At 45.5% G+C, this 26287-nt stretch carries 18 protein-coding genes and 7 pseudogenes; 10 read left to right on the plus strand and 15 right to left on the minus strand.

Annotated elements, in window-relative coordinates; all coding sequences use genetic code 11:
• Window position 1 precedes the first annotated feature (1 nt).
• Entirely contained in the window at window positions 2–7714 is a 7713-nt protein-coding gene (locus Xhom_RS17475; protein WP_232326257.1) for a non-ribosomal peptide synthetase, read from the minus strand.
• Window positions 7715–8633: 919 nt separating this feature from the next.
• On the opposite strand from Xhom_RS17475, the pseudogene Xhom_RS17485 reads away from it, so the two are divergent.
• Window positions 8634–9203 (plus strand): annotated as a pseudogene (locus tag Xhom_RS17485) (IS6 family transposase); the annotation flags it as partial.
• On the opposite strand, the gene Xhom_RS30570 reads toward Xhom_RS17485, so the two are convergent.
• Complete coding sequence (locus Xhom_RS30570; RefSeq protein WP_157104597.1) at window positions 9196–9348, minus strand: hypothetical protein; 153 nt, start codon at window positions 9346–9348, stop codon at window positions 9196–9198. The pseudogene Xhom_RS17485 and the gene Xhom_RS30570 overlap by 8 nt on opposite strands.
• A 26-nt stretch (window positions 9349–9374) precedes the next feature.
• Here Xhom_RS30570 and Xhom_RS17490 point away from each other — a divergent pair.
• A pseudogene (locus Xhom_RS17490) lies at window positions 9375–9539 on the plus strand (3-deoxy-8-phosphooctulonate synthase); the annotation flags it as partial.
• A gap of 188 nt (window positions 9540–9727) precedes the next feature.
• Here the strand turns inward: Xhom_RS17490 and Xhom_RS17495 are convergent.
• The 7 genes from Xhom_RS17495 to Xhom_RS17525 form a co-directional block, all read right to left on the minus strand.
• The gene (locus Xhom_RS17495) at window positions 9728–11029 is read right to left on the minus strand and encodes an MSMEG_0569 family flavin-dependent oxidoreductase (RefSeq protein WP_069315511.1); all 1302 of its coding nucleotides are present in this window, start codon (window positions 11027–11029) and stop codon (window positions 9728–9730) included.
• A gap of 12 nt (window positions 11030–11041) precedes the next feature.
• A complete protein-coding gene (locus Xhom_RS17500) occupies window positions 11042–11332 on the minus strand; it encodes an MSMEG_0570 family nitrogen starvation response protein (protein WP_069315512.1) in 291 nt (96 codons plus the stop codon).
• 86 nt (window positions 11333–11418) lie between these two features.
• The gene (locus Xhom_RS17505) at window positions 11419–12432 is read right to left on the minus strand and encodes a sll0787 family AIR synthase-like protein (protein ID WP_069315513.1); all 1014 of its coding nucleotides are present in this window, start codon (window positions 12430–12432) and stop codon (window positions 11419–11421) included.
• The gene (locus tag Xhom_RS17510) at window positions 12429–12992 is read right to left on the minus strand and encodes an MSMEG_0567/Sll0786 family nitrogen starvation N-acetyltransferase (RefSeq protein ID WP_069315514.1); all 564 of its coding nucleotides are present in this window, start codon (window positions 12990–12992) and stop codon (window positions 12429–12431) included. Before Xhom_RS17510 ends, Xhom_RS17505 begins: the two co-directional genes overlap by 4 nt.
• 12 nt (window positions 12993–13004) lie before the next feature.
• Window positions 13005–14084: an MSMEG_0568 family radical SAM protein gene (locus Xhom_RS17515; RefSeq protein ID WP_069315515.1), complete on the minus strand. Its 1080-nt coding sequence runs from the start codon at window positions 14082–14084 to the stop codon at window positions 13005–13007.
• 36 nt (window positions 14085–14120) lie between these two features.
• Window positions 14121–15113, minus strand: a complete 993-nt coding sequence (locus Xhom_RS17520; RefSeq protein WP_069315516.1) for a Nit6803 family nitrilase — start codon at window positions 15111–15113, stop codon at window positions 14121–14123.
• Between the two features lie 30 nt (window positions 15114–15143).
• The gene (locus tag Xhom_RS17525; protein ID WP_069315517.1) at window positions 15144–15626 is read right to left on the minus strand and encodes an MSMEG_0572/Sll0783 family nitrogen starvation response protein; all 483 of its coding nucleotides are present in this window, start codon (window positions 15624–15626) and stop codon (window positions 15144–15146) included.
• Window positions 15627–15877: 251 nt separating this feature from the next.
• Here Xhom_RS17525 and Xhom_RS17530 point away from each other — a divergent pair, with 251 nt between their 5' ends.
• Window positions 15878–17803 (plus strand): sigma 54-interacting transcriptional regulator, encoded by a 1926-nt coding sequence (locus tag Xhom_RS17530; protein WP_069318407.1) that lies wholly within the window; start codon window positions 15878–15880, stop codon window positions 17801–17803.
• Window positions 17793–18101, plus strand: a complete 309-nt coding sequence (locus tag Xhom_RS37010; protein ID WP_232326258.1) for a hypothetical protein — start codon at window positions 17793–17795, stop codon at window positions 18099–18101. Before Xhom_RS17530 ends, Xhom_RS37010 begins: the two co-directional genes overlap by 11 nt.
• Before the next feature lie 261 nt (window positions 18102–18362).
• Here the strand turns inward: Xhom_RS37010 and Xhom_RS46200 are convergent.
• From Xhom_RS46200 to Xhom_RS17555, 3 genes and pseudogenes are all read right to left on the minus strand, one after another.
• Window positions 18363–18641: pseudogene (locus Xhom_RS46200) on the minus strand (IS6 family transposase); the annotation flags it as partial.
• A 140-nt stretch (window positions 18642–18781) separates the two neighbouring features.
• A complete protein-coding gene (rluF, locus tag Xhom_RS17550) occupies window positions 18782–19654 on the minus strand; it encodes a 23S rRNA pseudouridine(2604) synthase RluF (protein WP_069315518.1) in 873 nt (290 codons plus the stop codon).
• Window positions 19655–19853: 199 nt separating this feature from the next.
• Window positions 19854–20019, minus strand: a pseudogene (locus tag Xhom_RS17555) (DDE-type integrase/transposase/recombinase); the annotation flags it as partial.
• A gap of 551 nt (window positions 20020–20570) precedes the next feature.
• Here Xhom_RS17555 and Xhom_RS37015 point away from each other — a divergent pair.
• Both Xhom_RS37015 and Xhom_RS37020 read left to right on the plus strand, forming a co-directional pair.
• Window positions 20571–20966: a reverse transcriptase domain-containing protein gene (locus Xhom_RS37015; protein WP_232326259.1), complete on the plus strand. Its 396-nt coding sequence runs from the start codon at window positions 20571–20573 to the stop codon at window positions 20964–20966.
• A 14-nt stretch (window positions 20967–20980) separates the two neighbouring features.
• Entirely contained in the window at window positions 20981–21214 is a 234-nt protein-coding gene (locus Xhom_RS37020) for a group II intron maturase-specific domain-containing protein (RefSeq protein WP_232326260.1), read from the plus strand.
• Between the two features lie 57 nt (window positions 21215–21271).
• Here the strand turns inward: Xhom_RS37020 and Xhom_RS30575 are convergent, their stop codons facing one another.
• Together Xhom_RS30575 and Xhom_RS17570 are read right to left on the minus strand one after the other, a co-directional pair.
• On the minus strand, window positions 21272–21436 hold the full coding sequence (locus Xhom_RS30575; protein WP_157104598.1) for a hypothetical protein: 165 nt from the start codon (window positions 21434–21436) through the stop codon (window positions 21272–21274).
• Between the two features lie 150 nt (window positions 21437–21586).
• A complete protein-coding gene (locus Xhom_RS17570; RefSeq protein ID WP_198148742.1) occupies window positions 21587–21877 on the minus strand; it encodes a hypothetical protein in 291 nt (96 codons plus the stop codon).
• A gap of 387 nt (window positions 21878–22264) precedes the next feature.
• Here Xhom_RS17570 and Xhom_RS33730 point away from each other — a divergent pair, with 387 nt between their 5' ends.
• From Xhom_RS33730 to Xhom_RS46205, 3 genes and pseudogenes are all read left to right on the plus strand, one after another.
• Window positions 22265–22774 carry a hypothetical protein gene (locus tag Xhom_RS33730; RefSeq protein WP_198148743.1) on the plus strand — a complete coding sequence of 170 codons (510 nt, stop codon included), beginning with the start codon at window positions 22265–22267 and terminating at the stop codon, window positions 22772–22774.
• A gap of 599 nt (window positions 22775–23373) precedes the next feature.
• The gene (locus tag Xhom_RS17580; RefSeq protein ID WP_069315522.1) at window positions 23374–24180 is read left to right on the plus strand and encodes a class I SAM-dependent methyltransferase; all 807 of its coding nucleotides are present in this window, start codon (window positions 23374–23376) and stop codon (window positions 24178–24180) included.
• A 630-nt stretch (window positions 24181–24810) separates the two neighbouring features.
• A pseudogene (locus Xhom_RS46205) lies at window positions 24811–24956 on the plus strand (helix-turn-helix domain-containing protein); the annotation flags it as partial.
• Between the two features lie 276 nt (window positions 24957–25232).
• Here the strand turns inward: Xhom_RS46205 and Xhom_RS46210 are convergent.
• Window positions 25233–25412 (minus strand): annotated as a pseudogene (locus tag Xhom_RS46210) (IS91 family transposase); the annotation flags it as partial.
• Between the two features lie 59 nt (window positions 25413–25471).
• Here Xhom_RS46210 and Xhom_RS17590 point away from each other — a divergent pair.
• A pseudogene (locus Xhom_RS17590) lies at window positions 25472–26159 on the plus strand (IS1 family transposase).
• The last annotated feature ends 128 nt before the right edge of the window (window positions 26160–26287 follow it).

Consider the following 26287-nt stretch of genomic DNA (forward strand, 5'->3'; position numbering starts at 1 on the left):
TCTATAAATCCAAAGTAGTTTCATTTTCAGAATCGTGGTGTGAACTGACATTATTGGTATGTTCAAAATAGTGGGTTAGCTGGTTGAATTGTTCCAGCGAAACACCCTTGATACCGTAATCACTGGGAGTCATTATTTCTCCCGTTTGTGATTGTTTTTGCGCTGTGGTGATGATGTGATTGAGTGCCTGCTCAAATGCTCGGATAAATATGACTGTCTTAGATTGTGGCAGGCGGGAATCGACATAAAACAGTAATTTTCCGGCCTGAACGGCGCCATTAATTCCCAGCAGCAAATGACTGTCGTTTTCGCTGGCTATTGTATTTCCGCAATCATCATCGGTGATTGACCAGTCCTGACGGCTGGCGCTGCCTAACTGCCCCAGATAGTTGAAACTGATCACCGGCAAATGATCGGTCAGATAACCCGCTTGCTGTAATGCGCCATAACCAATTCCTTTGTTTGGCACGGCGCGCAGCATCTCTTTGGTATGAATAAGGGTGTCGGCCATATCCGTCTGCTTTTCCAGACGAACCGGGTAAAGAGTCGTGAACCAGCCGACGGTTTCCGAAATATCAATTGTGTTATCAATAGATTCCCGTCCATGCCCTTCCAGAATGATATGGTTGACAGATTGGTCGAATGTTTCCTGTAAGGCCACGGTCAGCGCACTCAGCAGCAAGTCATTAATTTCCGTGCGATAACCGATATTGGCTTCATGCAGCAGGATATCGGTCATTTCAACTGAAATCCCTAGCTGGTGATGCGTAAGATTATCCAACGCAGGTTTGCTGTTATTGCCTGCCAGCACCTGTTGCCAGTAAGGCACTTCATGTTGATGCTGTTGTGCATACTGGTGAACAGTGGTAACCCATTGGCGATAACTGCTGGTTTTCGCGGGTAAGGTCATACCCTGCAATAGCAAACGCATATCTTCCGCAATAATCCGCCAGGATACCGCATCAATAATCAGATGATGGAAGGCAAAGAATAACCGGGCACTGCCATCGGCGTAGCCGGTCAGATGAGCGGCCTGCCAGAGTGGCCCGTTGTGGTAATCGAACCCAATCTGCCACTGGGTGAGTTGTTGACGAAGTTCCTCCTGATTACACTGACGGATATCACCGTGTTTTAACTGCGGCTGTGAAGATGAAATATCCGCAGAATAACACTGGTGATATCCCTGTTCCGTTTCAACAAAGCGGGCGCGTAATATATCGTGCCGCTCAGTTAATGCGATCAGCGCCCGTTCAATCTGTACAGATGGAATATTGCCGGAGATCTGAACCATAAACGCCTGATTCCAGTGATGTGGATGCGCTAACTGCCAGTCAAAGAAGGTTTGCTGGACAGGCAGTAAAGCAAACTTCCCGTTTAATAATCCTTGCTCGGCAACGACTTCGGCAGTGGAAGCTGTTTGCATCAGTAATGGGGCTAACTGTGCCACCGTCGGAGCCTCAAAAATGGTTTTCACTTGAAGCGAAAAACCAGCCTGACGCAGTTTGGATACCAATTGGATACTGACAATCGAATCCCCACCAATGCGGAAGAAATTATCGTGGATGCTTATCCGTTCCAGCCCTAAAACCGCCTGCCAAATAGCACAAAGCTGGGTTTCTAAGGAATTACGGGGTGCAACATAATTTTCTCTGTCACCGAAAACAGGTTCCGGCAAGGCTCTGCGATCCACTTTGCCGTTCAGCGTCAGTGGAATAGCCTCTATAAAGGTAAAACTGGTGGGCAGCATATAGTCCGGCAGGTGCTCAGATAAGTACGCAAGCAGCATGTCATCGGACACAGCATCCTCGACAACCAGATAGGCTGCCAATACTTTATGACCCTGATGTTCACGATCAATCACGACGGCCTGTTTGACCTGTGAATGAGCCGTCAGCGCACTTTCAATTTCTCCCAGCTCAATACGGAAGCCACGAATTTTAACCTGAAAATCATTGCGGCCCAGGTACTCCAGTTCGCCATTGGGTAACCAGCGCACTAAATCGCCAGTTTTATACAGACGGGTATAACCTTTGACAGTATCGTTTGCGGTTGCAAAAAGATTAGCAACAAAACGCTCGGCCGTTAATTCGGGGCGGTTTAAATAACCCCGCGCTACACCAGCGCCGCCGATATACAACTCACCTGGCGTACCGATAGGAGACGGATTTCCATAACTATCAAGTACGTAAAGGCTGGCATTATTGATAGCTTTACCAATATTGGTGGCGATATCTCCATGTTGATACCGTTTCTGTGTCGCACAAACGGTAATTTCTGTCGGACCGTAAGCATTCATCACATTGCTGTGTTGGCTGAAATGCTCCATAAAATCCAGAGAGGGTGATTCTCCTGCGGTAACCAATAACTGGAGTGAGGGTAATTCCACATCAGTCAACAATGTGAGTATTGCTGGCGGCAAGGTGGCCATTTGAATGCCTTCCCGTTGAATAAGCTGTGCAATGGCAGGGGCATTCCGTTCTGCTTCATTGCAAAGGTAAAGCGTCAGGCCATTCAATAACGCGGGAAATAGTTCGAAAACAGAAGCATCAAACACATAAGCGGCGAACATTAAGCTTTTGTTGGTCTTCTCAGCATCAAAAAATGTGGTTTGAGCCGCCACCAGATGTGCCACGTTTTTATGTTCAACCATCACCCCTTTAGGTTGACCGGTGGTGCCAGAGGTATAGATGATATAGGCCAAATCGGTCGGTTTACTGATGGATTCGGGGTTCTCAACGGGCTGACTGACCGTGTCTGCCTGGTTATCTGCTGCGATAAGGATTGACGACTCAGCCAGTTGCTGGAGAATGGTCAGATAGCGCTGTTGGGTCAGAACACAAGGTGTTGCGGTGTCTGTCAGAATAAACTGTACCCGCTCTGTAGGGTATTCCGGTGACACCGGCACATAAGCGCCTCCGGCTTTCATCACCGCCAGCATACTGATAATCATTTCCGGACTGCGGTCAAAATATAAGGCTATCGGTGTGTCAGCCTGCATCGTTTGATGATGCTGTTGCTGATAACGTTCGCGTATGACATGGGCCAGCTGATTTGCTCGTTGATTAAGCTGGTGATAGGTCAGAGATTCGCCTTCAAATACCAGTGCGACATGATCCGGTGTCCTTGCCGCCTGCGCTTCAAACAACTGTTGCAGGGTTTTATCCTGCGAATAAGATACATCAGTCTGGTTCCAGTTGTGCAATAAGGTATGGCGTTCCTGCGCAGATAAAATATCAATACCCGATAACGGTTGTTGTTGATCTGCTACAAACGTGCTCAATACCCGTTGGTAAATATCAGCGATACGTGTGATGCTGGTTTCGTTAAACAGGCTGAGGGCGTAATTCAGGCAACCGGTAATCGCTGTTTTTCCATCAGATAAAAACAGGCTCAGGTCAAACTTGGCCGGGCTATATAAAGTCTCATCCAGTGTCACTGGACTGAACGGCAGACGATTGTTTGACGAGTTTTCACCGAAATGCTGCACGCCAAACATCACCTGAAATATCGGGTGACGAGCGGAATCCCGTTCTATCTCCAATGTATCAAGGAGTTGCTCAAACGGCATGTCCTGATGCGCTTTGGCACCGGTAACCAGTTGATGGGTTTGCTTAATCAGCGCGGTCACGCTGTCAGTGTGTTGCAGTTGTGCCCTTAAGGCCAATGAGTTGACGAACATACCCAACAGGGACTGAGTTTGCGCATGGTGGCGATTATCGGTCGGTGTGCCGATAACGATATCGTCCTGCCCGGTTAATTTCGCTAGCGTGACATAAAAAGCACTGAGCATCACAGTATACAGTGTGGTTTCTTGTGTTTTTGCCAGCGTGCGTAGCTGTTCAGACAGTAGGGCGTCCAGCTCAAAGTTGACATCCCGTCCCTGATAATTTACCTGTGCAGGTCTGGGGTGATCGGTGGGCAGAGCTAAAGATTCATAGCCAGCCAGAACTTGTTGCCAGTAAGCCAGTTGTTGTTCGCGGACGTCACCCTGCAAATAATCCCGTTGCCAGACGGAGTAATCCCCGTAATTAATCTCTAACTCAGGAAGCTGGCTGTCACGGCCTGCTTGAAGCGCGTGGCAAATCTCCGCCAGTTCCGCCATAAAGATATCAATGGACCAGCCATCCATTGCGATATGGTGCCATTGCAGTAGTAAGTAATGGCTGTCCGCCATCTGATAATGTCTCAGACGCAGGCTTGGCTCAGTGGTTAAATCAAAGGGTGTGGCTATCTCGGTGCGCGCGTTAGCTAGCAACGTATCTCTGTCGTGACAGGATTGAGACTGAATCACCAAATTCGTGTCCAATACCTGCTGATACATCTGGCCTTGATCATCACTGCGATACACGGTTCTCAGCACCGCATGGCGTTCAGCTAATCGGTTAATGGCGGTTTCCAACAAAGGCAGAGTGGCTGCGTTATCCAACTGAACCAGATATGGGATGTGGTAGACATCGGAACCCTGCTCAAACTGTTCGATAAACAGCATCCGCTCTTGCGCAAACGATAAGGGATAGCGCTCTTGTGTCAGATGCGGGATAACTGTGCAAATTTGCGCTTCCATCTGCGTCATTAAACCCGCAATGGTTTTTAATTCAAACAGTTGTGCCAGTGAAATATCGGTAGACAAAGTACGGCGAATGGCGGCGATCAGCTTAATGGCGGTCAGGGAATTTCCGCCGATACGGAAGAAGTTATCTTCAATACCGACCCGTTCCAGCTCTAAAACCGCCTGCCAAATGGTGCAAAGTTGGGTTTCCAGTGTATTGCGGGGAGCAACATAATCATCTTTATTTCCCCAGTTCGGTTCTGGTAAGGCCTGACGATCCACTTTACCGTTCAACGTCAGCGGAATAGCCTCAATCCGGGTAAAGCTGGCAGGCAACATATAGTCCGGCAGGAGAGAAGATAAATGGCTGATTAATCCTTCGTCAGAAAGTTCACTCTCAATAACCAGATAAGCGACCAGTGCGGTATTGCCCTGATATTCGCGATCGATGACAACAGCCTGTTTAACCTGTGGATGAGCCGCCAGCGCACTTTCAATTTCACCCAACTCAATGCGGTAGCCGCGAATTTTGACCTGAAAATCATTGCGTCCCAGATATTCTAGTTCTCCATCGGGTAGCCAGCGGGCTAAATCACCGGTTTTATACAGACGAGTGTAACCTTGTTCTTTGTTCTTATCTGTGGCAAACGGGTTTTCGATGAAACGTTCGGCTGTTAATTCCGGTCGGTTTAAATAACCCCGTGCCAGCCCTGCGCCACCAATGTAAAGTTCTCCGGGGGCACCAATCGGAGCCAGTTGTCCGGCAGGATTCAGCACATAGGCATACATGTCGCTCAGTGGTCGCCCAATGCGAGATACAGCGGTGGTATCGCCTTGCGTTAACTTTTTGTAAGTCACATGTACGGTGGTTTCGGTGATGCCATACATATTGATGAGCGCCGGTTTTTGATCGCCATAACGATCCCACCAGGGTTTTAACTGAACCGGATTTAATTTATCGCCACCAAAGATCACATAGCGAAGGTGAGGAAATTCTGCGCTGTTGTTTAATGCTTCGTCGATAAAGGCATAAAACGCCCCCGGCGTTTGATTCAATACCGTAACATTCTGTTCGGCGCAGAAGCAACTGAATTGGCTGAAATCTTTGGTGTATTCGACAGTTGGGATAATTAAACGCCCGCCATAGAGTAGGGCGCCCCATAATTCCCACACACTGAAATCAAACGTATAAGCATGGAAAAGAACCCAGACATCATGCTGATCGAACTGGTAATCTTTTTGGCTGTTGGTGAATAAGCGGTTGACGTTATGGTGGGTCTGCAAGACACCTTTTGGTTTCCCGGTCGTGCCTGAGGTATAGATAACATAGGCTAAATCTGTCGTTTGACCGGCTAACACCAGATTTTCTGTTGAATAGTTTTCAGTGACGCTCCAATCATCGGCGGCAATCAGGGCTGGCAGAGTCACGTGTGCTTGTGTATAAGCCTGCAATGTTGGAAGAAACTTTTGCTGAGTCACAACACAGGGTGATTGAGTATCGTCCAGAATAAACTGAACCCGCTCCGGAGGATAATCCGGTGATACCGGCACGTAAGCCCCTCCAGCTTTGAGTACCGCCAGAATACCGATTACCATTTCCGGGCTGCGATCCAGATAGAGCGCGATCAACGTATCCATTGGCATAGGTACACTATGTTGTTGTTGATAACGCTCACGGATCACAAGCGCCAGTTGGTTTGCTCGTTCATTAAGCTGGCGATAGGTTAGGGTTTCGCCTTCAAACACCAGCGCGACGTTATTCGGATTTGCTGCAGCTTGCGCCTCGAATTGCTGTTGCAAGGTTTTATCCTGCGGATAAAGAGCGTCGGTCTGGTTCCAGCTGTGCAATAGGGTATGACGTTCCTGCTCTAGCAAGATAGGTAACTCACTGACTAAAACAGCAGGGTTATCAATAATAGTCGTTAGCAGGTTATTTAACCGTTCAAGGATATTATTGATATCTGAATCACTAAAATAAGCTTGTAAATATTGGATAGTTATTTTTAATTCCTGATCATAGCCATGATCTTTCAATCGAAATACGATGGGATTAATATTAAACTCAGTGTCTATATGAAAATGTTGAGTTTGGTTAATTTCAGTAGCTGATGCTGAAAAACGGTCATATAAAATAAGGATATTGGGTAAAGAAAATCCATACTGCTTCGCAAGACGGGCGAAATGTGAACTGGGAAATTTCCCGTGGCGATGATTGCTTTTAAGCGCTGATTCGACCTGCTTAATTTGTTCAACAATAAGGGATTCTCGTGAAATATGGCAATGTATCGGATACATATTTGCTTGCATTCCGACAACATATTTTTCAGATTTTGTTGTTCTTCCGTGTGTTGTTGTATTGAAAACTAGCTCTTGTTGTCCTGTTAATTCAGCCATGATAATAGAGATAAGGCTATAAAAAAAGACAGGTATGCTTGTGTTATTTTCATGACAAAAAGAGCGTAAGTCATTTTTAACTGAGAGGGGGAATGTTAGTGTTTTATGATCAGTGCCTGTTTTCTGGTAATAAGGTATTAATTGGTGTATTTCATTTTCCTTTAAAAAATCCATCCAATAATTTTTGTCATATTCATAATTAAAATTATTTAAATACTCTCTTGCTTTTTTTACTGCCGTGAGATATTGCGGAATTTCAGATAACCACGTTGTGAATGTTCCATTCTTAAGGCATGTATACAATTTATAAACATATTCGTGAAATCGATATAATCCGACACCGTCAATGAAAATATGGTGGAATGTAGTGAAAAAGTAATTCTTTTCATTAGTCAGACGGATTAATGTTATCTGGTAGGGTATTTCATTTAAGTAATCTATAGGGGTATTGGTTTGTTGCTTCATCCACAGAAGCGCGCTATTTTCAGGGTCAGACAGTCTTGAAACATCGTATTCATTGATTAACGTGGGAATGCTTTGTTCCTGAATGTATTGAACCGCTTCATTGTCGGAATTGATTAATATACGTAAACGTAAAGTATCAATATGCTGATGTAGCAAATTCCATGCTTTTTGCAAGAGGGTAATATCAATATTTTCCTCTATTAATGTATACCAACCCAGGGTATTTATTGAGCTATTCTCATAAAGAATTTGTTCGTAAAACACATTCTCCTGAGCAGGATGGAGGTGATGTAAATCTGGACTCAAATGATCCTCAACTTTTCTCATAATTAATTATATGAGTGTATTCCGCTTACAAGTTAGTCATAGTTAATAGTACAAAATGAATGGGACTGATAATTTGCCTGGCCTTAACTTTCACATTAGAACGTAGCATAATATCTCATGATGTCCTTACAAATAATCTTGCAATCTTTCAACACTCATCCTCATGAAAGATAGTTATTGTTTAATAGTTAGTTTTTTGTTTTCCCAAAACACCAGAATATATTTTTTTATGCGGACATAATTATTTTATTATTACTCATGAATACCGTTCTTTATAGTATAATAATGATTGTCATTCTAATTAGTGTCTATGTTGTTTTTTATTACTCTTGTTTTTTTTGTTGTTTGTAGGAAAATTTAGTTATTGATTTTTATTTTTTATTGTTGGTGACGTGTTGGAATTAGATATCTTTTTAGCCAAAGATTATGTTACGAGATCAATAAGAATACTTTCACCTATACAGTACGCAGGGCGGTTATATTTAACCCCAGTTGGTGAGGGCTTTTACACCGCTTCATATACAGGATCTTAAGAATTAAGCCTTTCGAAACATGTATCCAATGTCTTGTTTTTAAATGATTTTATTTGCGGTGTTTTGAAAGCGTTCTGGTATAAATACGCTTTTGCTTTTGCCAGCCAAAAACACGTTTCCGACCATGCCCTTTGAAGTAGATTTTCTATTATTGGCCTTAGCCAAATCTCCGTATTTTGAGCCACTTTGAGCAGTGAGACTGCCGTAAATAACCGTCTTGCCAATGAGCGCCTGAGCAACAGAGCCAGATAAGCCCTGTCGTTAACGTTTCTTTCCGGGTGGCAAATCCGTGCCAGTTCGTGTGGCTCTGTCGCATTAAGGCGTCGTTGGGTAACATGCTGTTTTTTTTGTGATGTTACCTGACTATGCCTCTGATCCGAAAAGCCTTCAAACGTCTGCATTATCCTGTTGATATCATCGCTCAATGCGTTCGCTGGTATCTGGCCTACGCCCTGAGCCTGCGTAACTTGGAAGAAATAATGGCAGAGCGCGGCGTTGTTGTTGACCATTCCACGCTTCACCGCTGGGTCATTCGCCTGATACCGTTGCTGAATAAGGCCTTTCGCCGACATAAGCGCACCATGGGGCGTCGATGGCGAATGGATGAAACCGACATAAAAATCAAGGGCCAGTGGAAATATCTGTACCGGGCGGTTGACAGCAACGGTCAGACCATCGACTTCCTATTGACCGCCAAACGAGATGCCGCGGCAGCCCTTCGATTTTTCCGTAAGGCCATCCGGCATCATGATGAGCCCGAAGTGGTAACCATCGATAAAAGTGGTGCCAACACGGCCGCTTTGGCCACACTCAATGCCGACAAACCCGATGAAGAAACCATTACCGTCAGACAGAGTCAGTATCTGAACAACCTTGTGGGGCAAGATCACCAGAATATAAAACGACGAGTACGGCCGATGCGGGGATTCAAGTCAGCATGAGGCATGAAGCATGGACAAGAACATCATCGACAACCTGACGCAACTGGCGGAAGTCGGGGTTTGGGGAGCAATGGAACAGTAAAGAGAATGTAATGAACGCATCCCAACCACTTAGCCTTTGGCTCTGTGCTGCGTTCATTACTTTCTCCCTAATGCGACAGAACCAAAATTTTTCAGGAACTGAAACAAACTTTCGGAGTGAAAATCATTACCGATGTGCATGAACCTGCACAAGCCCAGCCTGTTACTGATGTGGTCGATGTGATTCAGCTTCCTACCTTCCTTGCTCGTCAGACCGATCTGGTTGAAGCAATGGCGAAGACTGGCGCAGATGAAAGCCATTGATGATGTGGTGAAAGGTTTTCCTGAACTGGATACCAGCAAATAATCACTGAAACTGTCAGGTTTTCTTGATGATGCGGTTACAGGCATTCTGTCTTGTAACCGCTTATTTTTGTCCGGAACCAGCGCCTAAGTGGCATGAAACAGTACGTTGGGGCTAGGGGCCTCTGCAATGGTCACTCGACCATTTCCGCAATCTGCTTGTTATGACTATTTTGCTGACTTATTGTTTGCTCAATATGCCGTACCACATAGGCAGCATCCTGATCGATCCCCAGAAACCGCCCAGAGCCCCATGTATGTAACCACGGCAAACCAATAAATGTGACATCCGGATCAATGGTAATACCCCGATCATGTTTTGGATAACCATTAGCTTGAAAAATATCTAAATCAATCCATGAATAATCCGGCCTAAAACCTATACACCAAATCACGGAAGTAATATTTTCTTTGGCTAAATTAATGTGTGTGATTTCTTGTTCTGGCTGCCAAACAGGCTGATATACCGATGCAGGCTCATCAGTCTCAATGTTGTTTTTAGCTAAATATTCATCAATAGAGGCATTAATCCGATTATAAGTAGCATCGGCACTATCCAGATTTTCTGATAAATCTGGCCTGAACCAGAGTTGCCCCTCTTTATAGTCATCAAAACGGCCAAGCAACTGCATACTTTCTAAAGCAAATTTACGCAGATCAATATCATGTCCGCCATCACGGCCTGTAACATAGTGGTTGGTACTGTTACGTACTTCTTCACTATAGCGATGATCTTTCGCAGTCGTTTTGTAATGGCCCATATCAAACAGCCACTTCACCACATCTTTGCCGCGATAGAACCGGGCACAACGTGGGGCATCACCTGTCGATAAATAGACTTTTTTGCCTGCCAGATGTAAGTCTTCGGCAATTTGTGATCCAGACTGTCCTGACCCGACCACCAGCACCGTACCTTCAGGCAGTTGATCTGCATTCAAATATTCTTCCGAATGCATTACTTTTATATGCTCAGGCAAAACATCGCTTAATTTTGGGTAAATTGGGGTGTGATACCCGCCTGCTGCGACTACAAGCTGTTTGGCTGTGGTTGTGCCGTAATTAGTTTTAATGACAAACTTATATGCTGCCACTTTTTCCACATGTTCTACCTGAATGTTTAAAATGGCAGGTGGATTTAGTTTTTCAATAAATTCATCAAGATATTCCACGATTTCGTGCTTTTTCATAAATCCGTTGGGATCTTGCCTTTGATAAGGATGTTCAGGCAACAGGCACTGCCAGTTCGGTGTCACCAAGGTAAAATTATCCCAACGTTTATGGCGCCAGCTATGGGTCAACTCGGATTCTTTTTCCAACACCACATGATCAATGCCTGCTTTTTGCAAATAGTGACTGATGCATAAACCTGCCTGACCACCACCAACAATCACCACATCATAATTTGGCTGTAATATTTGATTTTGGATATTTAACATAGAACATCCCTCTCATTTATGCGTCATTTCAATAACTGTAATTTGATCTTCCGGACTGAGTTCGAACAGTTTGGCTTGGTATTGAATCATTGCCAGATTGTCCATAGCTGAACTACAGCTAAAGCCATAACATGCCCGTACTCTTTTTGATGCGGCATACAGACCATCTTCAACCTGATGCAAAAACTGCGTACTCGGGTAACACTGGCCAATGGACAAATATTCATAAATCACGGTTGAGGGTGAGTAATATTGAATCTGTTCTCCATTGGGCCACTTCACAGTAAAATTCACACTGGGCATAACATAGGCTCCTACTGGCTTTCAGGTTCAATCTATAACGGGTTGAACCTATAATTTTTTTAACTGGTTTTTTTAATCAAATGCTTTCAATTAAATGTTTTCAAGACATTCGCATAACAAAAACCGGTAAATACTTGGTTGTTAAAATCCCAAAATATGCCGTGTTGCTGTTGTTGCTGCACTGTAACCACACCACTGACATTGGTTTCAGCAATCACTGTGCAGGCAATGTCCTGACTGTGAAACAGCTTGATAATTTCTTGACATTTATCGACATTGGCAGTCAGTAAAAAACCAAAGCTGGGAAAAATTTGCAGCCATTTAGACCAGTCGACATCACCGGGTTTAGGCATGGCATCTAGGTTGATATGAGCCCCCGAGGCTGTAGCTTCGAGCAACATCAACAAACTGCCTAAAATGCCGGCATTGCTGATATCACGGGCTGCATGAACCAACCCTGCTTCCGCCAATTGCGGCAACAAGGCAATTTGTGACTGTAAAACGCTGTCAGATACATGCTCAAAACATTTCCAATAAGTGGTATTGGGGTGGAATTGTCCTTGCAGATTTAAAGCCATCAAGATTTTTTGTTGTGGTTTGACATGCAGCACTGAAAGCAATTTTCGCGCCGTGCCTTGAATCGCAACCGATAAAGCGGGCTGATAAACTGTACCAAGATTGGTATGCCCACCGACCAATGGCACACCATAAGCACGACAAGCATCCTGCATGCCTTGCACTAACAACTGTGCCTGTTTGCTGTTGGTATGCCAAAGACTGTTCACCACTGACAACGCCCGACCGCCCATGGCGGCAATATCACTAATATTCGCCATGACTGCTGACCATCCTGCAAAATAAGGATGATTGGCCACAAAATTTGGCAACATACCTTCACAGGCGTGTAATACATACTGACCATTCAATGGCAGTGCCGCCGCATCATCCCCAGGGTAAGCATATAAGCTATCCAATGAATCAACATGGCAGGTTGTATTGGCTGAAACTGTATTGGTTGAAATACTGGATGCAATCGCCTGCTTGGACCGCATGGCGGGTGTGTGTCTCAATATCTCGAGTAATTGATTGAGTTCCATCATTGCGTCTCCTTCTGCATATAGGTTTGCATCGGGATATACTGCAATGGATAGTTTTCAATCTGTGCCTGCATTAACACATGTGGAATGTTGGCAACGGTCAACTGACACAAACTATCCCAACACAATCTTTGGAAGTAGTGTTCATTTTGACTTTGCACGGTGGCTAAAAAAGTACGGCATCCCAAGTTCTTGGCGGTCGATACCGCTGCATTGATTAACGCTTTACCAATGGTATGGTGACGTCGGTATAGAGGCTCTACACATAAACGCCCGCCATACCACGTCTGTTCGCCATCGGGGAAAATCCGTACTGCGCCAATCACACGATCATGCTCACCAGCCATTTTCCCAATGGCAACAATACCTAATGCTTTAACATCGTACTCGTCCCGATCTTCTTTCAAGATTTTCTGTTCATCGCGAAAGGTCACTTCACGCAAACGATAATATTGGCGGCATTCCCAATCTTCCGATACCATTTTGATGGCAATGTCATCGCTAATAAATTGTTTCAGCTCTTCATTTAGCCCAAGCAGCCAAGAATAACGAGAAAGTTCCATACCATATTCTCCTTATTCATATGCTTTCAGCGAAGAACAAGCGCCGCATTTGGCACAGCCTGCCTGAGTATTTTCTGAGTTCAAGCCATGTTGTTTGAGTTGCAATCCGATTTTCGGGTAAAGCGACTGCATAAAGGCGTGATCAGGTTTAGGATGATGTTCTAATGGTGTACCTTGAATTGGCACAAACGGCACCACAAATGGATATACCCCCATTTCAGTCAGTTTGGCAGTCATTTCCACGATTTCCGGTTCGGTGTCGCCCAATCCAGCCAAAATGTAGGTACTGACTTGTCCTCGGCCGAACACGGCAACGGCTGCCTCAAATGCTGAAAAATACTTTTCCAGCGATACTTCAGCTTTGCCCGGCATAATTTTTTGCCGTACACGCTCACTCACCGCCTCAAGGTGCATTCCAATCGATACAGCGCCTGCATCTTTTAAACGTTTAAACCATGCAAAATCATCGGGTGGCTCGCACTGTACCTGTATTGGTAAATCTACTTGTGCCTTAATTGCCTTGACCGAGTCATATAAGATTTTTGCTCCGCGATCTCCCGTATTTGGCGTCCCTGTGGTGATCACCATTTGCTTGATACCATCCAGCTCAACGGCTGCTTTAGCTACCTCTGCCAATTGTTCCGGGCGTTTACGGATCAAGGTTCGACCACCTATCAAAGACTGATCAATTGAGCAAAACTGGCACGCCGTTGCCTTGTCATTCATACGAATGCAATGCTGTAACACTGTCGTTGCCAACACATCATGGCTATGTAAGGTCGCAATTTGCTCATAGGCAATACCTTCGGCGGTTTTTAAATCATAAAATCGCGGGCGTACAGGTATAGTTAAGGTTGCCACCGGGATCCGGTTTTTAAAGACAGTCACCTTGTCAGAGTTCAGATCAGGTTTTGCAGTATAGGGAGAGTCTTGTGCTGCAAGGTTCAGCACAGGAATCATCATGGTTTTTCCGTCAAGGCTCAGTGCCTTATGATCGCTTGGCCCTGCACCACCTTTGCGGGATAAACCAAGCTCGCCTTCCCATTTCAGACCGTTACATTGCAAATCGGTCAGTAATTGTATTGCAGACATATTTACCCCCTATTACTTGGGTTTAATCAATATGGTTCAGATCTGGGTTTCATTAAATTTCGCGTGTTTTTCGAGATGATTTTGATCTGGTGTTTCAATTTTCAGTTCGTGCAATACATTTGTCGGACGGCGATCAATCAATAAGCTAAACAATTCAGGGCGACTGTAATGTCCCACTGAATCCATCATGCGTTTGCGTTTATCAATCAGGCTAAGATCCAGATTGGCAATGCAGTAACCTTCATCTTGTGTGAGCGGTTCAGCTAAGAACTTGCCTTCGGGAGAAACAATGGCGGTAAAACATCCCCCTGAAATTGGACCGATATTACAGCCTGTATCCTGCATAATTTGCTGCTGCTGTTCGGGATGCAGCCATGCGGTGGCATTGACCACAAAACAGCCGGATTCTAACGCATGGTGTTGAATGGTTGCACTGATTTGATCAGCAAAAATTTGTCCTACCAACGAACCAGGAAACATGGACGCATGAATTTGCTCACCATCTGCCATCAAGGCAAAACGTGCCAACGGGTTGTAATGTTCCCAGCATGCCAGCGAACCAACACGCCCCACCGCAGAGTCAATGGCATGCAGGCCACTGCCATCACCTTGGCCCCAAACCATTCGCTCATGGTAAGTTGGCGTAATTTTGCGGCGATGCTGAATGATTGAACCATCGGCATCAAATAGCAGCTGGGCGTTATAAATCGTACCACCCGCACGTTCATTAATGCCAATCGATACCACCATGTTGGCTTCAAGGCAGGCTTGACCAATCACCAGAGTTGCTTCGGAAGGTACAACCACCGATTCATTCAACAACTTTAAATGCTCTTTTCCCATGGCAAATGGCGGTTGTACAAAGGAAAAATAAGGGTAATAAGGCACGACGGTTTCAGGAAAAACGGCAAATTGCACACCTTGTTTTCCAAGCTCTGAAATAATGTCACAGATTTTTTTTACCGTTGCGGCTTGGCTATAAAGCACAGGGCTACATTGCACTGCGGCAGCTTTAATGATTCTGTTCATGTCTTATTCCCCTTATGAGTTTGCGCTTACTTAAACAGTCCAAGTATCAATAACTAAGGCATTTTCACGACGCATCAGCAGTTTTAAATCCATCACATCCAATGGATTAATCGGGCGAATTCCCGGAATAAGTGCTTTCTCGGTTTGGCCATACATTGCTTGCAACGCAAAACGACAGGCATAGACTTCGCCGCCTTCTTCCATAAAGGCTTTCAATTGGTTATTGACGGCAAAATGACCCGGAAAAGCCTCAGCCCCTAAAGTTGGAAAACCACGTTGAACACCCAATTGCACACCCGGGCCGTAAAGCAAAATTTTGGTTTCAAATCCCTTACGCAATAAACGCTTTGCCTGTAACACATTGATCAGGCCAATTGATCCTTCAAATGCAACGGTATGGAAAGTCAACAATGCCTTTTCACCCGGCTGTGCTTTGACGTCCTCAAACACTTTTTCTTCGTAATCAACAAGAAAATCGCCATCTTTATATTGTTCGATATCAACTTTTGGCATAACAGCTCCTAGTTCAATGTTATTTTGGAATGAATCAATATGTCGTCTTCCTGTGTTATAGCGAAAGCTATGCCAAGTTATATTTCTGGGTAGGGGATTTGTGTTTATATTATTGAAAAATATAATTAAAATTTATATAAAATATTTTTATTAATATAAGTGTAACCGCTGGGATGCTATGATTTTCCGTAGTATTATGAATTTTTATAGTTTCAATTATGAAACTTCATAATATGAATATGATGAATAATATGAATACAAATGATTTTATTTCGGATTGGGTAACTTCTGAAAACTCGATTCGTCCGTTGGTATTTGAACACACATCACAGGCATTAATTGTGCTAGATCCACATCAAAACCAGTTTATTGATGTGAATATCAGTGCCACTCGATTATTGCGTTATGAACGTCATGAAATTATTCAAAAAGCAGTAACTTCCGTTTTTGGTCATTTAAGCCAACTGCCACACCTGCTGGCATTTACCGAAGAAGCTTTAGAAAAAGATTGGGCTTGGAACAATGAGCTATGTTCCTTTGATAAACATGGTGAAAAAATCCAGTTAGATATCACTTCTATTTCATTGCCCTATAAAAACAAAACATTGTTGATATGGTCGCTGGTGGATGTCAGAGAGCTAGAACTGCGCCAACTTAAGAAAAATACCGATAAAGCCATCCGTACAGATTTAAAAGAATGGCAAGCCTTACAAGAATTGTTTATCGACTCCGACACAGGCAAGCATTTATTACTGAGTTCAGTCGGGGACGGTATTTACAGTATCAACAAGCAAGGCTTGTGCACCTTTATCAATCCTGCCGGGGCTAAAATGCTGGGGCTGCAACCTGAAGATGTGCTGAGTAATAATATTCATAAAATTCATCACCATACCCATGAAAATGGCGATCATTACCCTGTTGAGGAGTGCCCGATTTACGCAGCAGTACATGATGGTATTGTGTATGAAGGTATTCAGGAAATTTTTTGGCGGCGTGACGGCAGTTACTTTCCAGTGGAATTTACCAGTACCCCAGTGATCCGTGACAGTGAAATTATCGGTGCAGTGGTGGTATTTCGCGATATTACCGATCGGCTGAATACCGAAAAACAACTGACTCATGCCCTTGAAGAACTGCAAGATTTAAAAAGCCGCCTGGAACAGCAAAACGAATATTTGCAGGAGGAATTTTTACAAGAAAATAAATACCATGAAATTGTCGGCAATAGTACATCTATTTTACAGATTATCGAAAAAATCAAGGTAGTCGCCTCAACGGATGCCAACGTGATGATTTATGGTGAATCCGGTACAGGCAAGGAATTGATAGCCCGCGCGATTCACCAATTCAGTCACCGTAAACAACAACCACTTATTCGGGTCAATTGTGCCGCGATTCCTTCGGAACTGTTTGAAAGTGAATTTTTCGGGCATGTCAAAGGGGCATTTACTGGGGCTGTGCGTGACCGTATCGGTCGTTTTGAATTGGCAGACCAAGGCACATTATTTTTAGATGAAATTGGCGATATTCAACCAGAGTTACAAAGTAAGCTACTGCGTGTATTGCAAGAAGGCACCTTTGAGCGGGTCGGCGAAGAAAAAACGCGACATGTGAATGTACGGATTATTGCCGCCACCAACCGTAATTTAAAAGAAGATGTGAAATACAAACGCTTTCGTGAAGATCTGTATTTCCGTTTAAATGTATTTCCGATTCATTCCCCTGCCTTGCGTGACCGTAGGGAAGATATTCCGCTTTTGGTTACACATTTTACCAGACTGATTTGTGACAATCGTAAAATTAAGTATCTGCCATTTTCACAAAAGCATATTTTGGAGCTTCAGCAATATGACTGGCCCGGTAATATCCGTGAGTTGCAAAATGTCATCGAACGGGCGCTAATTACGGCAAGGCAAGGCGCTGTTTCCTTTAAATATTTGTTGGAACAAGATCAACAGCAACCTAAGATTCAGTGTCAGGATATTTACAATGAACATCAACAAACCGAAGGCGTGCTGACTATAGAACAATTCAAGGAGTTGGAAATTAAAAATCTTTCCCTTGCGGTTAAACAATGCAAAGGGAAAATTTTTGGTGATAACGGCGCAGCAAGATTGTTGGGAATAAACCCGACAACCTTGATCTCACGCTTAAAGAAATTAGGGATTGATTATTAAAAATCTCATCCAGAGGCAGACTATTAAATTAATCTGTTTCTATTTCTTTCTGCACTTTGGATATCCGACAGGCTTTGCGTTGCCATGGCCGCTTTGCAGCAAGCAATATGCCCTCGAACGCCTGTCCCCCGTCATGAGCGACAGCGATCAGGCATGGCAGGAGCTAAAAGCCTTGCTGGATACACGGATCAATGAAGGGATGGATCCGAGAAAAGTATCGGCCAAATTCTCAATGAAGAACTTGCCGGGAGCGACCGCGCCTGATGGACTATGTACTCACGAAGGCGGCCGAAGCTGATTTGCGCGCAAGCAATGGGGCGAGGCGCAGGCGCACCGCTACATTACCGCGCTGGAACACGGTATTGCGCAGCTTGCTGTCGGCCAAAGCGCATGGCGTATTGTGACCGTGACTATGTGTTTTGCCTGCCGCGAGAGAATGCGCCTGCGTTAATCGAGGCGATTTTTCACGAGCGTATGGACTTGCTCACGCGCCTTGCCGACAGGTTATAGGCAATATAGGGGTTGTACGCCGAAAATTTTGTCACCCCAGCTTAAGCCCCTCAATGGTGACTCCTTCAGGTTGTCCGTGCTGGCGTATCGTTTTATGGAAAAAACGCCGGGCGGCTGCCGTTGCATATCGCGGCGAGTGGTCAGCAAAAAGTCAATCGATATCAGTTTCATCCCTCCGCAACCGGGAACCAACGGGCTTTTTGCGTGGTCGGCGAAGGGCTTCCAAATCACGCAGGCTCAGCGCGTAGGCCAGAGACCCGCGACCACACTGAGCGATGATATCAACAGGATAATGCAGGCGTTTGAACACATTTCGGATAAGGGACATAGGCGAATAACTTAATAAAAAAGCGACATATTATCCATTCACCGCTTAATGCGACAGGACAGAGCCTTTTATTGTCAGCCCACAACGAGGGCGCTTAAAGAATTGAGCTAGATCCGGCAGCTGACGAGAATTATCCCGGCTTAGCGCCCCTTCTTCTTACGCCCAGGCTGGGTAAAGCGCTTACGGGCAGCCGAGTTGCTGTCGGATTTTTCGGTGTTTTTCGGCCCGTTAAAGCCCGGCTTTTTAGCGGCAACGCGCTCAGTCTGCGCTTTTTTCGCCGGTTTTTCTTCGGACGATGAGTTTTCAATCAGCTTAAATAACGCGATCAGTTCATCGTCGGTCAAATCTCGCCACTCGCCCTGAGGCAGTCCTTTCAAGTTGACGTTCATGATGCGCGTGCGCTCAAGCTTAGTAACTTCATAGCCAAAGTGTTTACACATGCGGCGGATCTGGCGGTTAAGCCCCTGCACCAGCGTGATACGAAACACCAAGGGAGCTTCTTTCTGCACTTTACATTTTTTAGTCACCGTTCCCAGCATCGGCACCCCGGCGCTCATGCCCTGAATAAACGCATCGGTCACCGGTTTGTTGACTGTTACCACGTACTCTTTTTCGTGATGATTTCCGGCACGGAGGATCTTATTGACCAGATCGCCGTGATTAGTCAGAAAAATCAGTCCCTGGGAATCCTTATCCAGACGCCCTATCGGGAAGACGCGCTGGCTGTGGTTAACGAAATCACTGATGTTATTCCGCTCACTATCTTCCATCGTGGTGATGATGCCAACCGGCTTATTCAGCGCGATCAGCACTAGGTCTTCTTCATCACGCGGCTCAATAAGCTGACCGTTAACTTTCACTATATCTCCGGCAACTATCTGATCGCCAACGGCGGCTCGCTTACCGTTAATAAAAACATTCCCCTGTTCGATGTAACGATCGGCATCGCGACGAGAACAGATGCCGCTCTCGCTAATGTATTTGTTAAGACGAATGGATGGGTGGGTCAGCATGGTTTCTCCGTAAAAAGTGGACTATACCTTACCCGAGTTACGTTGCAAAGCCTGATCGGGGCGAATTGTGTGGGGCTGTTTAACAGAGAGAAAATGTGATAATGCGGAAATTGTAGTGGCGCAGAAAATCAGGACACCTTTCTAGGGGATCGGTCGCATGAACAGAGAAAGTCTGTGCAAAAGTGAGATTGATTAATAATTACGCCGCCAGTTGATAGAAAAAGGCGGCCGGTTCCTTCTTCTTGCGGATATTGCCCTTTACGCAACATACTGACCCATTCAATCCCAGCCAACACGGTCTGTACTCGTCTGAAATTCTTGAATCCCAGCATAGGACGTGTCCGTCGTTTGACGTCACGGTGATCCGGTGATTACGGCTACCAACCTGACGGTCGCCTCGATGATCGCAACCACGTGGAAGCATCCGCACCGCCTTCGGGTACATTGGCGTGACGGACGCCCATGAAGCGGCTATTGAGTATGATGAATTTGCGGATAATCGGTTGGCTGATTCGATAATGCAGGCAGAGGCTATCGGATGACTTTGTGTCGATGCTTGGGAACAGGCCACATAGTAGCAAATAGGGGTTCTACGTCGGAACCCTCGAAAATGTTGTCACGTTTGTCACTTCATAAAGAGTTACGGGTTTTCTCTACTGCGGGCTAGCGTTCGGTAGTAAGCTGGGGTGACAAAATTTCCGGCGGTTCCGGCTTAGGTGTGCCACGAATGCACCCGGTGGCAAATAAAGGGTGCAATGCTGTGCGAGAGATGAGGGTCGGCCCCTCGGAGGCGGTGTCCAGACGCCGCCTTCAAACTACCCTGAGCTGCTGTCGTTAAGAGCGATGGGTGAGCGTCAGGGAATCCGCGCACGATGCTCTAAGGGTAGCCCAGCAACGATGCTGGCGTACCAACTGGGTGCTGTTCTACGTTGAACGATGGCTAACCGCGTCGGTGCATATGCTGGATGGAACGGTACAAATAAGGGACAAGGGAACGCCGCAAGGTGGTGTCATTAGTCCATTGTTGGCAAATCTGTTCCTGCATTATGCATTCGACATATGGATGAAACGGGAATTTCCCGTCGTTCGGTTTGAGCGGTACGCTGATGATATAGTCATCCACTGCAAAAGCCATGCGCAAGCAATTATGTTGCTTGGCAGGCTCAGAAAGCGCCTGGCTGAATGTAAGCTGGAAATGAGTCCTGCAAAGACAGGGAAAGAACGGGGGAATATCCTGAAATCAGCTTCGACTTTTTGGGCTACACATTCAGGCCAAGAAAGTCGGTCTCGAAAGGGGGAGAATTTTCGGTGAATTTCCTGGAGGCAATGGCACGATGGCTCAATCCCATGTTACGTGGCTGGGTTGGGTACTATGGGCGCTTTTATCGATCAGCAATGGATTGTGTAGCCAAACATATCAATCTGCACCTTGCTAAATGGGTTATTCGCAAATACAAGCGGGTACACGATAGTCTGGCTCAGGCGTATGAATGGTTAGACAGGATACGGAGCGCTAAGCCCAGTCTGTTTGCACACTGGGAAATTTGTACGCGATGCTAACGCCGGATGACGGGAGACTGTCACGTCCGGTTCTGTGGGAGCGTAGGGGCGGTTCCCCTACGCCACCCGATAACCCCTATGCCGATCATCATCGTGTTTCGGCGGTGCATACGGACATCGATCACTTGCATGTTGTACCGTTGCAGCACCTATACCAGAACCTGCATCAGTGACAATTACAACTTTTGAGTTAAAACGATTAGCCCGCCGTTGGGCATCCATTTCACGACTCCTACAATGTAGTCTCCAATAAGGCTTTATTTTTATTTCACCTAATATAAATTTATCCAACTAAGAGCACTCAGTGTAGTGAAGCTTGCCGGCTATGGGGAAAACCATGTTTTTTTGCCTGCCAAGCCACAATTAATCCGATCAACAGCAAAATACATATAACCCAAGGGAATGAGGATACCCCGCTGGTTTCCAGTAATATTCCCCAATAATACCCCCGCCAGCAATAGTAAGGTTCCAGGCTGTAACAACCATGGACTGTGCCACATCAGCACCATCCCCGGCAGCATCTGCAGAAGCAGTTTGCAGTAATGTAGCTGCACCACCAAAAGTTAATCCCCACAGAGCAACGCTCAGATAGATAACAGACGAGACTTTTCCGCCAAAACCAAGCATGATTGCAATTAAGGCGAATACGCTGAGGCTGAGCAATACCAGTATTCGTAGATAACGATCAACCAGCAGACCGATTAAATGAATATCCTTATCAATTTGTTATTTATTAAATGTGCTAAAAACAACCGATTTTGGCACATGGATAAAAAATTACTACATTCCATAAATTGGATTTTGGCCCACTTCATCGAAAAGTTGACTCACTACTACTCATTACATTATGTGATAAATTCGGTCATGTATTGAATAGTTAGATCACTCGCTAAGATAAGGATTGCCGCCAATCCCAAGGCCGTCAATATTCTCAGGAAAACCTTATTTGATAACGCCCCGAATGGTTTAAACACTATCGGTCAGCTGGCAAGGTCGCTTGACGGTAACAAAAACTTTGCCGAAACGATGAACCATGCGTTATTGGGAAAAATGTCAAAACAGGAAATCGTATTTCTTGATGATACGGGAAAATTTCAACATTGTTTATCGAGCGGTTTTTATAAGGTCGGGATTAAAAATATTGCAGCTGTGGCCGATACACCCGCAGGGTTTTACGGTTACGGTATTTTGGAAGTGCATAATAGCAATGGCGTAATTGCCCAACGTTACACCGCCCATAATGGACAAGTCGCGGTACGGCAATCGTGGAATAATGGTACGGAATGGATCGGTTGGAATGCCGTCTATTCATCCACAACGAAACCTACTGCCGCCGATGTCGGGGCGTATAGCCGAGGCGAAATCGATGGCCGTGTCAATGACGTCAGAAACGTCGCAAATAATGCACAAACAGCAACGAACAATGCCAACCATAACGCCAACAGTCGTCTCGAAAAATCAAAGAATGGTGCAGACATTCCCGATAAAGACGCATTTCTTTATAACCTTCGTAAAACGATTCTAAGCTGTTTGCAGAATCAACGTGATTTAAACCCATAGCTTTACAACAAAAATGCCTACAGCGCATTTTAGCGACTGTGCTAATGGTTAAAAAACATGCTATATTTATTTTGCCTGTCCGGTGCGAACAGATTTCACAATCTGTCAGGCTGAAATGCACTACATCTAACATTTAGCCTAAAAGCCTGTCCACTTCGCTGATTGGCGTGAGCAGGTGCGCGAAGGCGTGTGGGAAATGAGGATCGACGTAGGGGTTTGGGGTGCAATGGAACAGAAAGTGCACTTAAGCCCAGAGTCTACCCACAAACCCGTGGGCGGGAGTACCAAGCTGAATACGTGAGCAAACCGGTGTAAACGGCAGCTCGCACATTATTAACTCAACGAAGGAAGGATCGCTGAAAGGTTACGCAAGGTACGTGAAGAAGTGATGGCAAACAGGTCGGACCGTGACCCACTAAATCTTAATGATTTTCCGGTCTTAGAGTCCTTTGGATAAATGAGGCGTGGGTCAGCGTATTCCATCAGAGCCAGCAGGTATCTGACCTGCACCAAAGGCCGGATGCAAAACTGCAGCCGTGTCCTGTTCTACATCACATCAAAACGACCCTTGCCAAACGGGAGGCATCCATACAAACACCATGAACGAGCTGTCCTCACAGCAGATCATCGCCAGCAATCGGGATGCCTGGAATGATTCGGCAAAACACCACAAAAAAACCGCTCACTGGAACGCGATTCTACGCGAGGTCGGCCAGTCGGATTTTTCGTGCCTGGACCCAACCCTCACGGCGTCGTTGCAGCAAGTGGGCGTCGCCGGCAAGGACGTGCTCCAGTTGGGGTGTAACAACGGTCGGGAAAGTCTTTCTTTGTTTGCACTGGGCGCCCGCTCAGTGGTGGGAGTCGATCAGTCCAGCGCCTTTCTCGAACAGGCTGGGGAACTGAACAGAGCATCGCCGCACCACGGCGAGTTCATCGAGGCGGACATTCACCATCTGCCCCAGACGCTTCATAAACGCTTCGACGTGGCGCTGATTACTATCGGTGTATTGAACTGGATGCCCGACATCCGCGTGTTTTTTGCTCATGTTGCCAGCACTCTCAAGGTCGGCGGCAGCCTGGTGGTTTACGAGACTCATCCGTTTCTCGAAATGCTCGATCCCAAGGCTGACGAACCGTTTGCCTTGCAAACGTCGTACTTTCGACAAGAGCCTTTTGTCGAAGATGAAGCCATTGTCTATGAAGGGACCGCGCCATCAAAAGCGCCAACTTCCTATTGGTTTGTCCATCCCTTGGGCGACATCGTGTCGGCCGCAATCGACGCCGGACTGCAGATCACTCATCTCAAGGAATACCCGCATTCCAATCGTGAGCAGGCGTATGACATTTACGAACAGCAGAACGCCCAGTTGCCGATGTGTTACACGATGACAGCGCGCAAGACTTGATTGACGCTCCCCGTAGGCGCTGGTTTGCGGTATCTCAGACAAACTCTTCGCTGGCAAGCCGGCTTCTATAGTGGGGCATAGGTATCTACACATATCTTGAGCTTGGCGAAAACCCTGTAGCCGCTGCCTAGGAACGAGTTTGTGATGGGTTTAAGCAGCACCCGAGGGGGCGGGCTACAGAAACCCGGTATTTAAAAGATGTGTAGATACCTAGGACAGCCTCATTGACAAGATCTCCGGTAGTATTTGGCATTACAAAAACAGAGGGGGTCAGGAGGAAACAAGCCGAAGATGATGAAATTGGTTTATACTACAACCGTTTTCGGCACTATGTTCGGGACACAGAGCAGTATCTGATGTTAGACCCCAGACCCGATTGGGCTGCTGGGGGGGAACGTCACTAAAGAGAATTTTTCCATCGAGAGCATAAAAAAGTGTGGGGCACTTGAGTTACTTGTCTGTAAAATGGGCAATTCAACCGGACTACTACCTATTAATGACCCATGAATACTTATACCGTTAAGTGGCTCTCCGCCTCAATCCTCTGATTTAACGGCGCTTCAGGTTGTCAGGTGAAATTTCTTTAGCTGCTTTGCCGCATAAGTGCCCCACACTTTTTTATACTCTCGAATGTCTCAGATTGTGCTAGCTCTGGCATTAGGAATGTCAAAAGAAAGTGTCTCTAAATGGGAGCGAGAAGAAAAAAAACAAGTGGTCCAGCTCTTAGAATGCTCCGCATTCTTGAGCAACGCGGACCGGAAGTTTTACTAGTTTAATTAACCCGAATTCTGGATAAGAAATTGACGAGAAGCCTACTACTGGAACAGGCTATGGACAACTTAGTTGAAATGTTCTGTAATGTCGATGATTTTTGCCGCTTTTTTATCCCACAGTGGACACAATTTTGTCTTGATGGTTAGGAAATTGAACCGCTTCTTTTCGCTGATACCTGACCTAAAACGGCCCTGATAAGCGTCGGACAGAGCGAGCTATTGCGTGCGCTTTCGTATAAAAAAACGCTTTAGCTTGATTTTTAACCTAAAACCCGCGTTTTAGGCACACTGATCCTGAGATGACGTTTGCAGCCATCGTTTTCGCTCCATCCGGTGAAGTCTCTCCGACAGTAATTCTCCCGCTCGCAGCCCTGCCTGAGCGCCGGAAAAACACAGCCGGTTTCCACACAAAATGCATTGATACGGATCCGTACCCAAGAATCCCTTCATCAGCACTGCGGGTCATGATGTCAATGGTGAGATGTTGTGATAAACCCCTTTCTTTTTATCGGTAAGATATGGCTAGAGTTGACGTGTATTGTCGTTATTGTCACAAATCAGAAGACGTAAAAGGGCACGGTAAAGGAAATGGGGGGTATCACTGTTATGCTTGCCGTAAGACATTTCAATTGAAATACACCTATCAAGCCTGTAATCCCGGTATGAAAGAGCAGGTTGTTGATATGAAAATGAATAACGCCGGTGTCCGTGATACCGCCCGTGTACTAAAGATAGGGGTTAACACAGTCATTCGCACGTTAAAAAACTCACCCCGAAAAATGTGACCAACCTTCCCCTTGAGGGGAATGAAATCCAACTTATTTGTGACGTTGATGAACAAGGGTCATTGGTGAGTAGTAAGAAAAATCAACGCTGGCTCTGGTATACTTGGGAGCCTCGCCTCAAGCGAATGGTGGCGCATATTTTGGGTGATCGCAGTACGGCGACTTTACGCAAACTCTTGAGTTATTATCACCATTTAAGGTCAGGTTTGACTGTACGGATGAGGATTCACCTTACAATAGACTTCCTGAAGAAAAACATATTGTTGGAAAACATTACATTCAACGTATAGAAAGAACCAATTTGATATTCCGTACACGTTTAAAAAGACTGAATCGAAAGACGATTGGCTATTACAAATCAGAAGAGATACACGACAAAGTGATAGGATGTTTCATCGAACGTGAATACTATTCTTCATAGGGTGATCTAACTATTGGAGTCATGACCCAGATTTCTAAAGTGTCGAAGGCGATGAAATGGCCACTAAACCCCGTTAGCTAAATAACTACGCGATTAAAACTTCCGAAGGTAAGTTGATTATAACACTA

This window comes from Xenorhabdus hominickii (assembly GCF_002632725.1).
Classification (GTDB): Bacteria; Pseudomonadota; Gammaproteobacteria; order Enterobacterales; family Enterobacteriaceae; genus Xenorhabdus; species Xenorhabdus hominickii.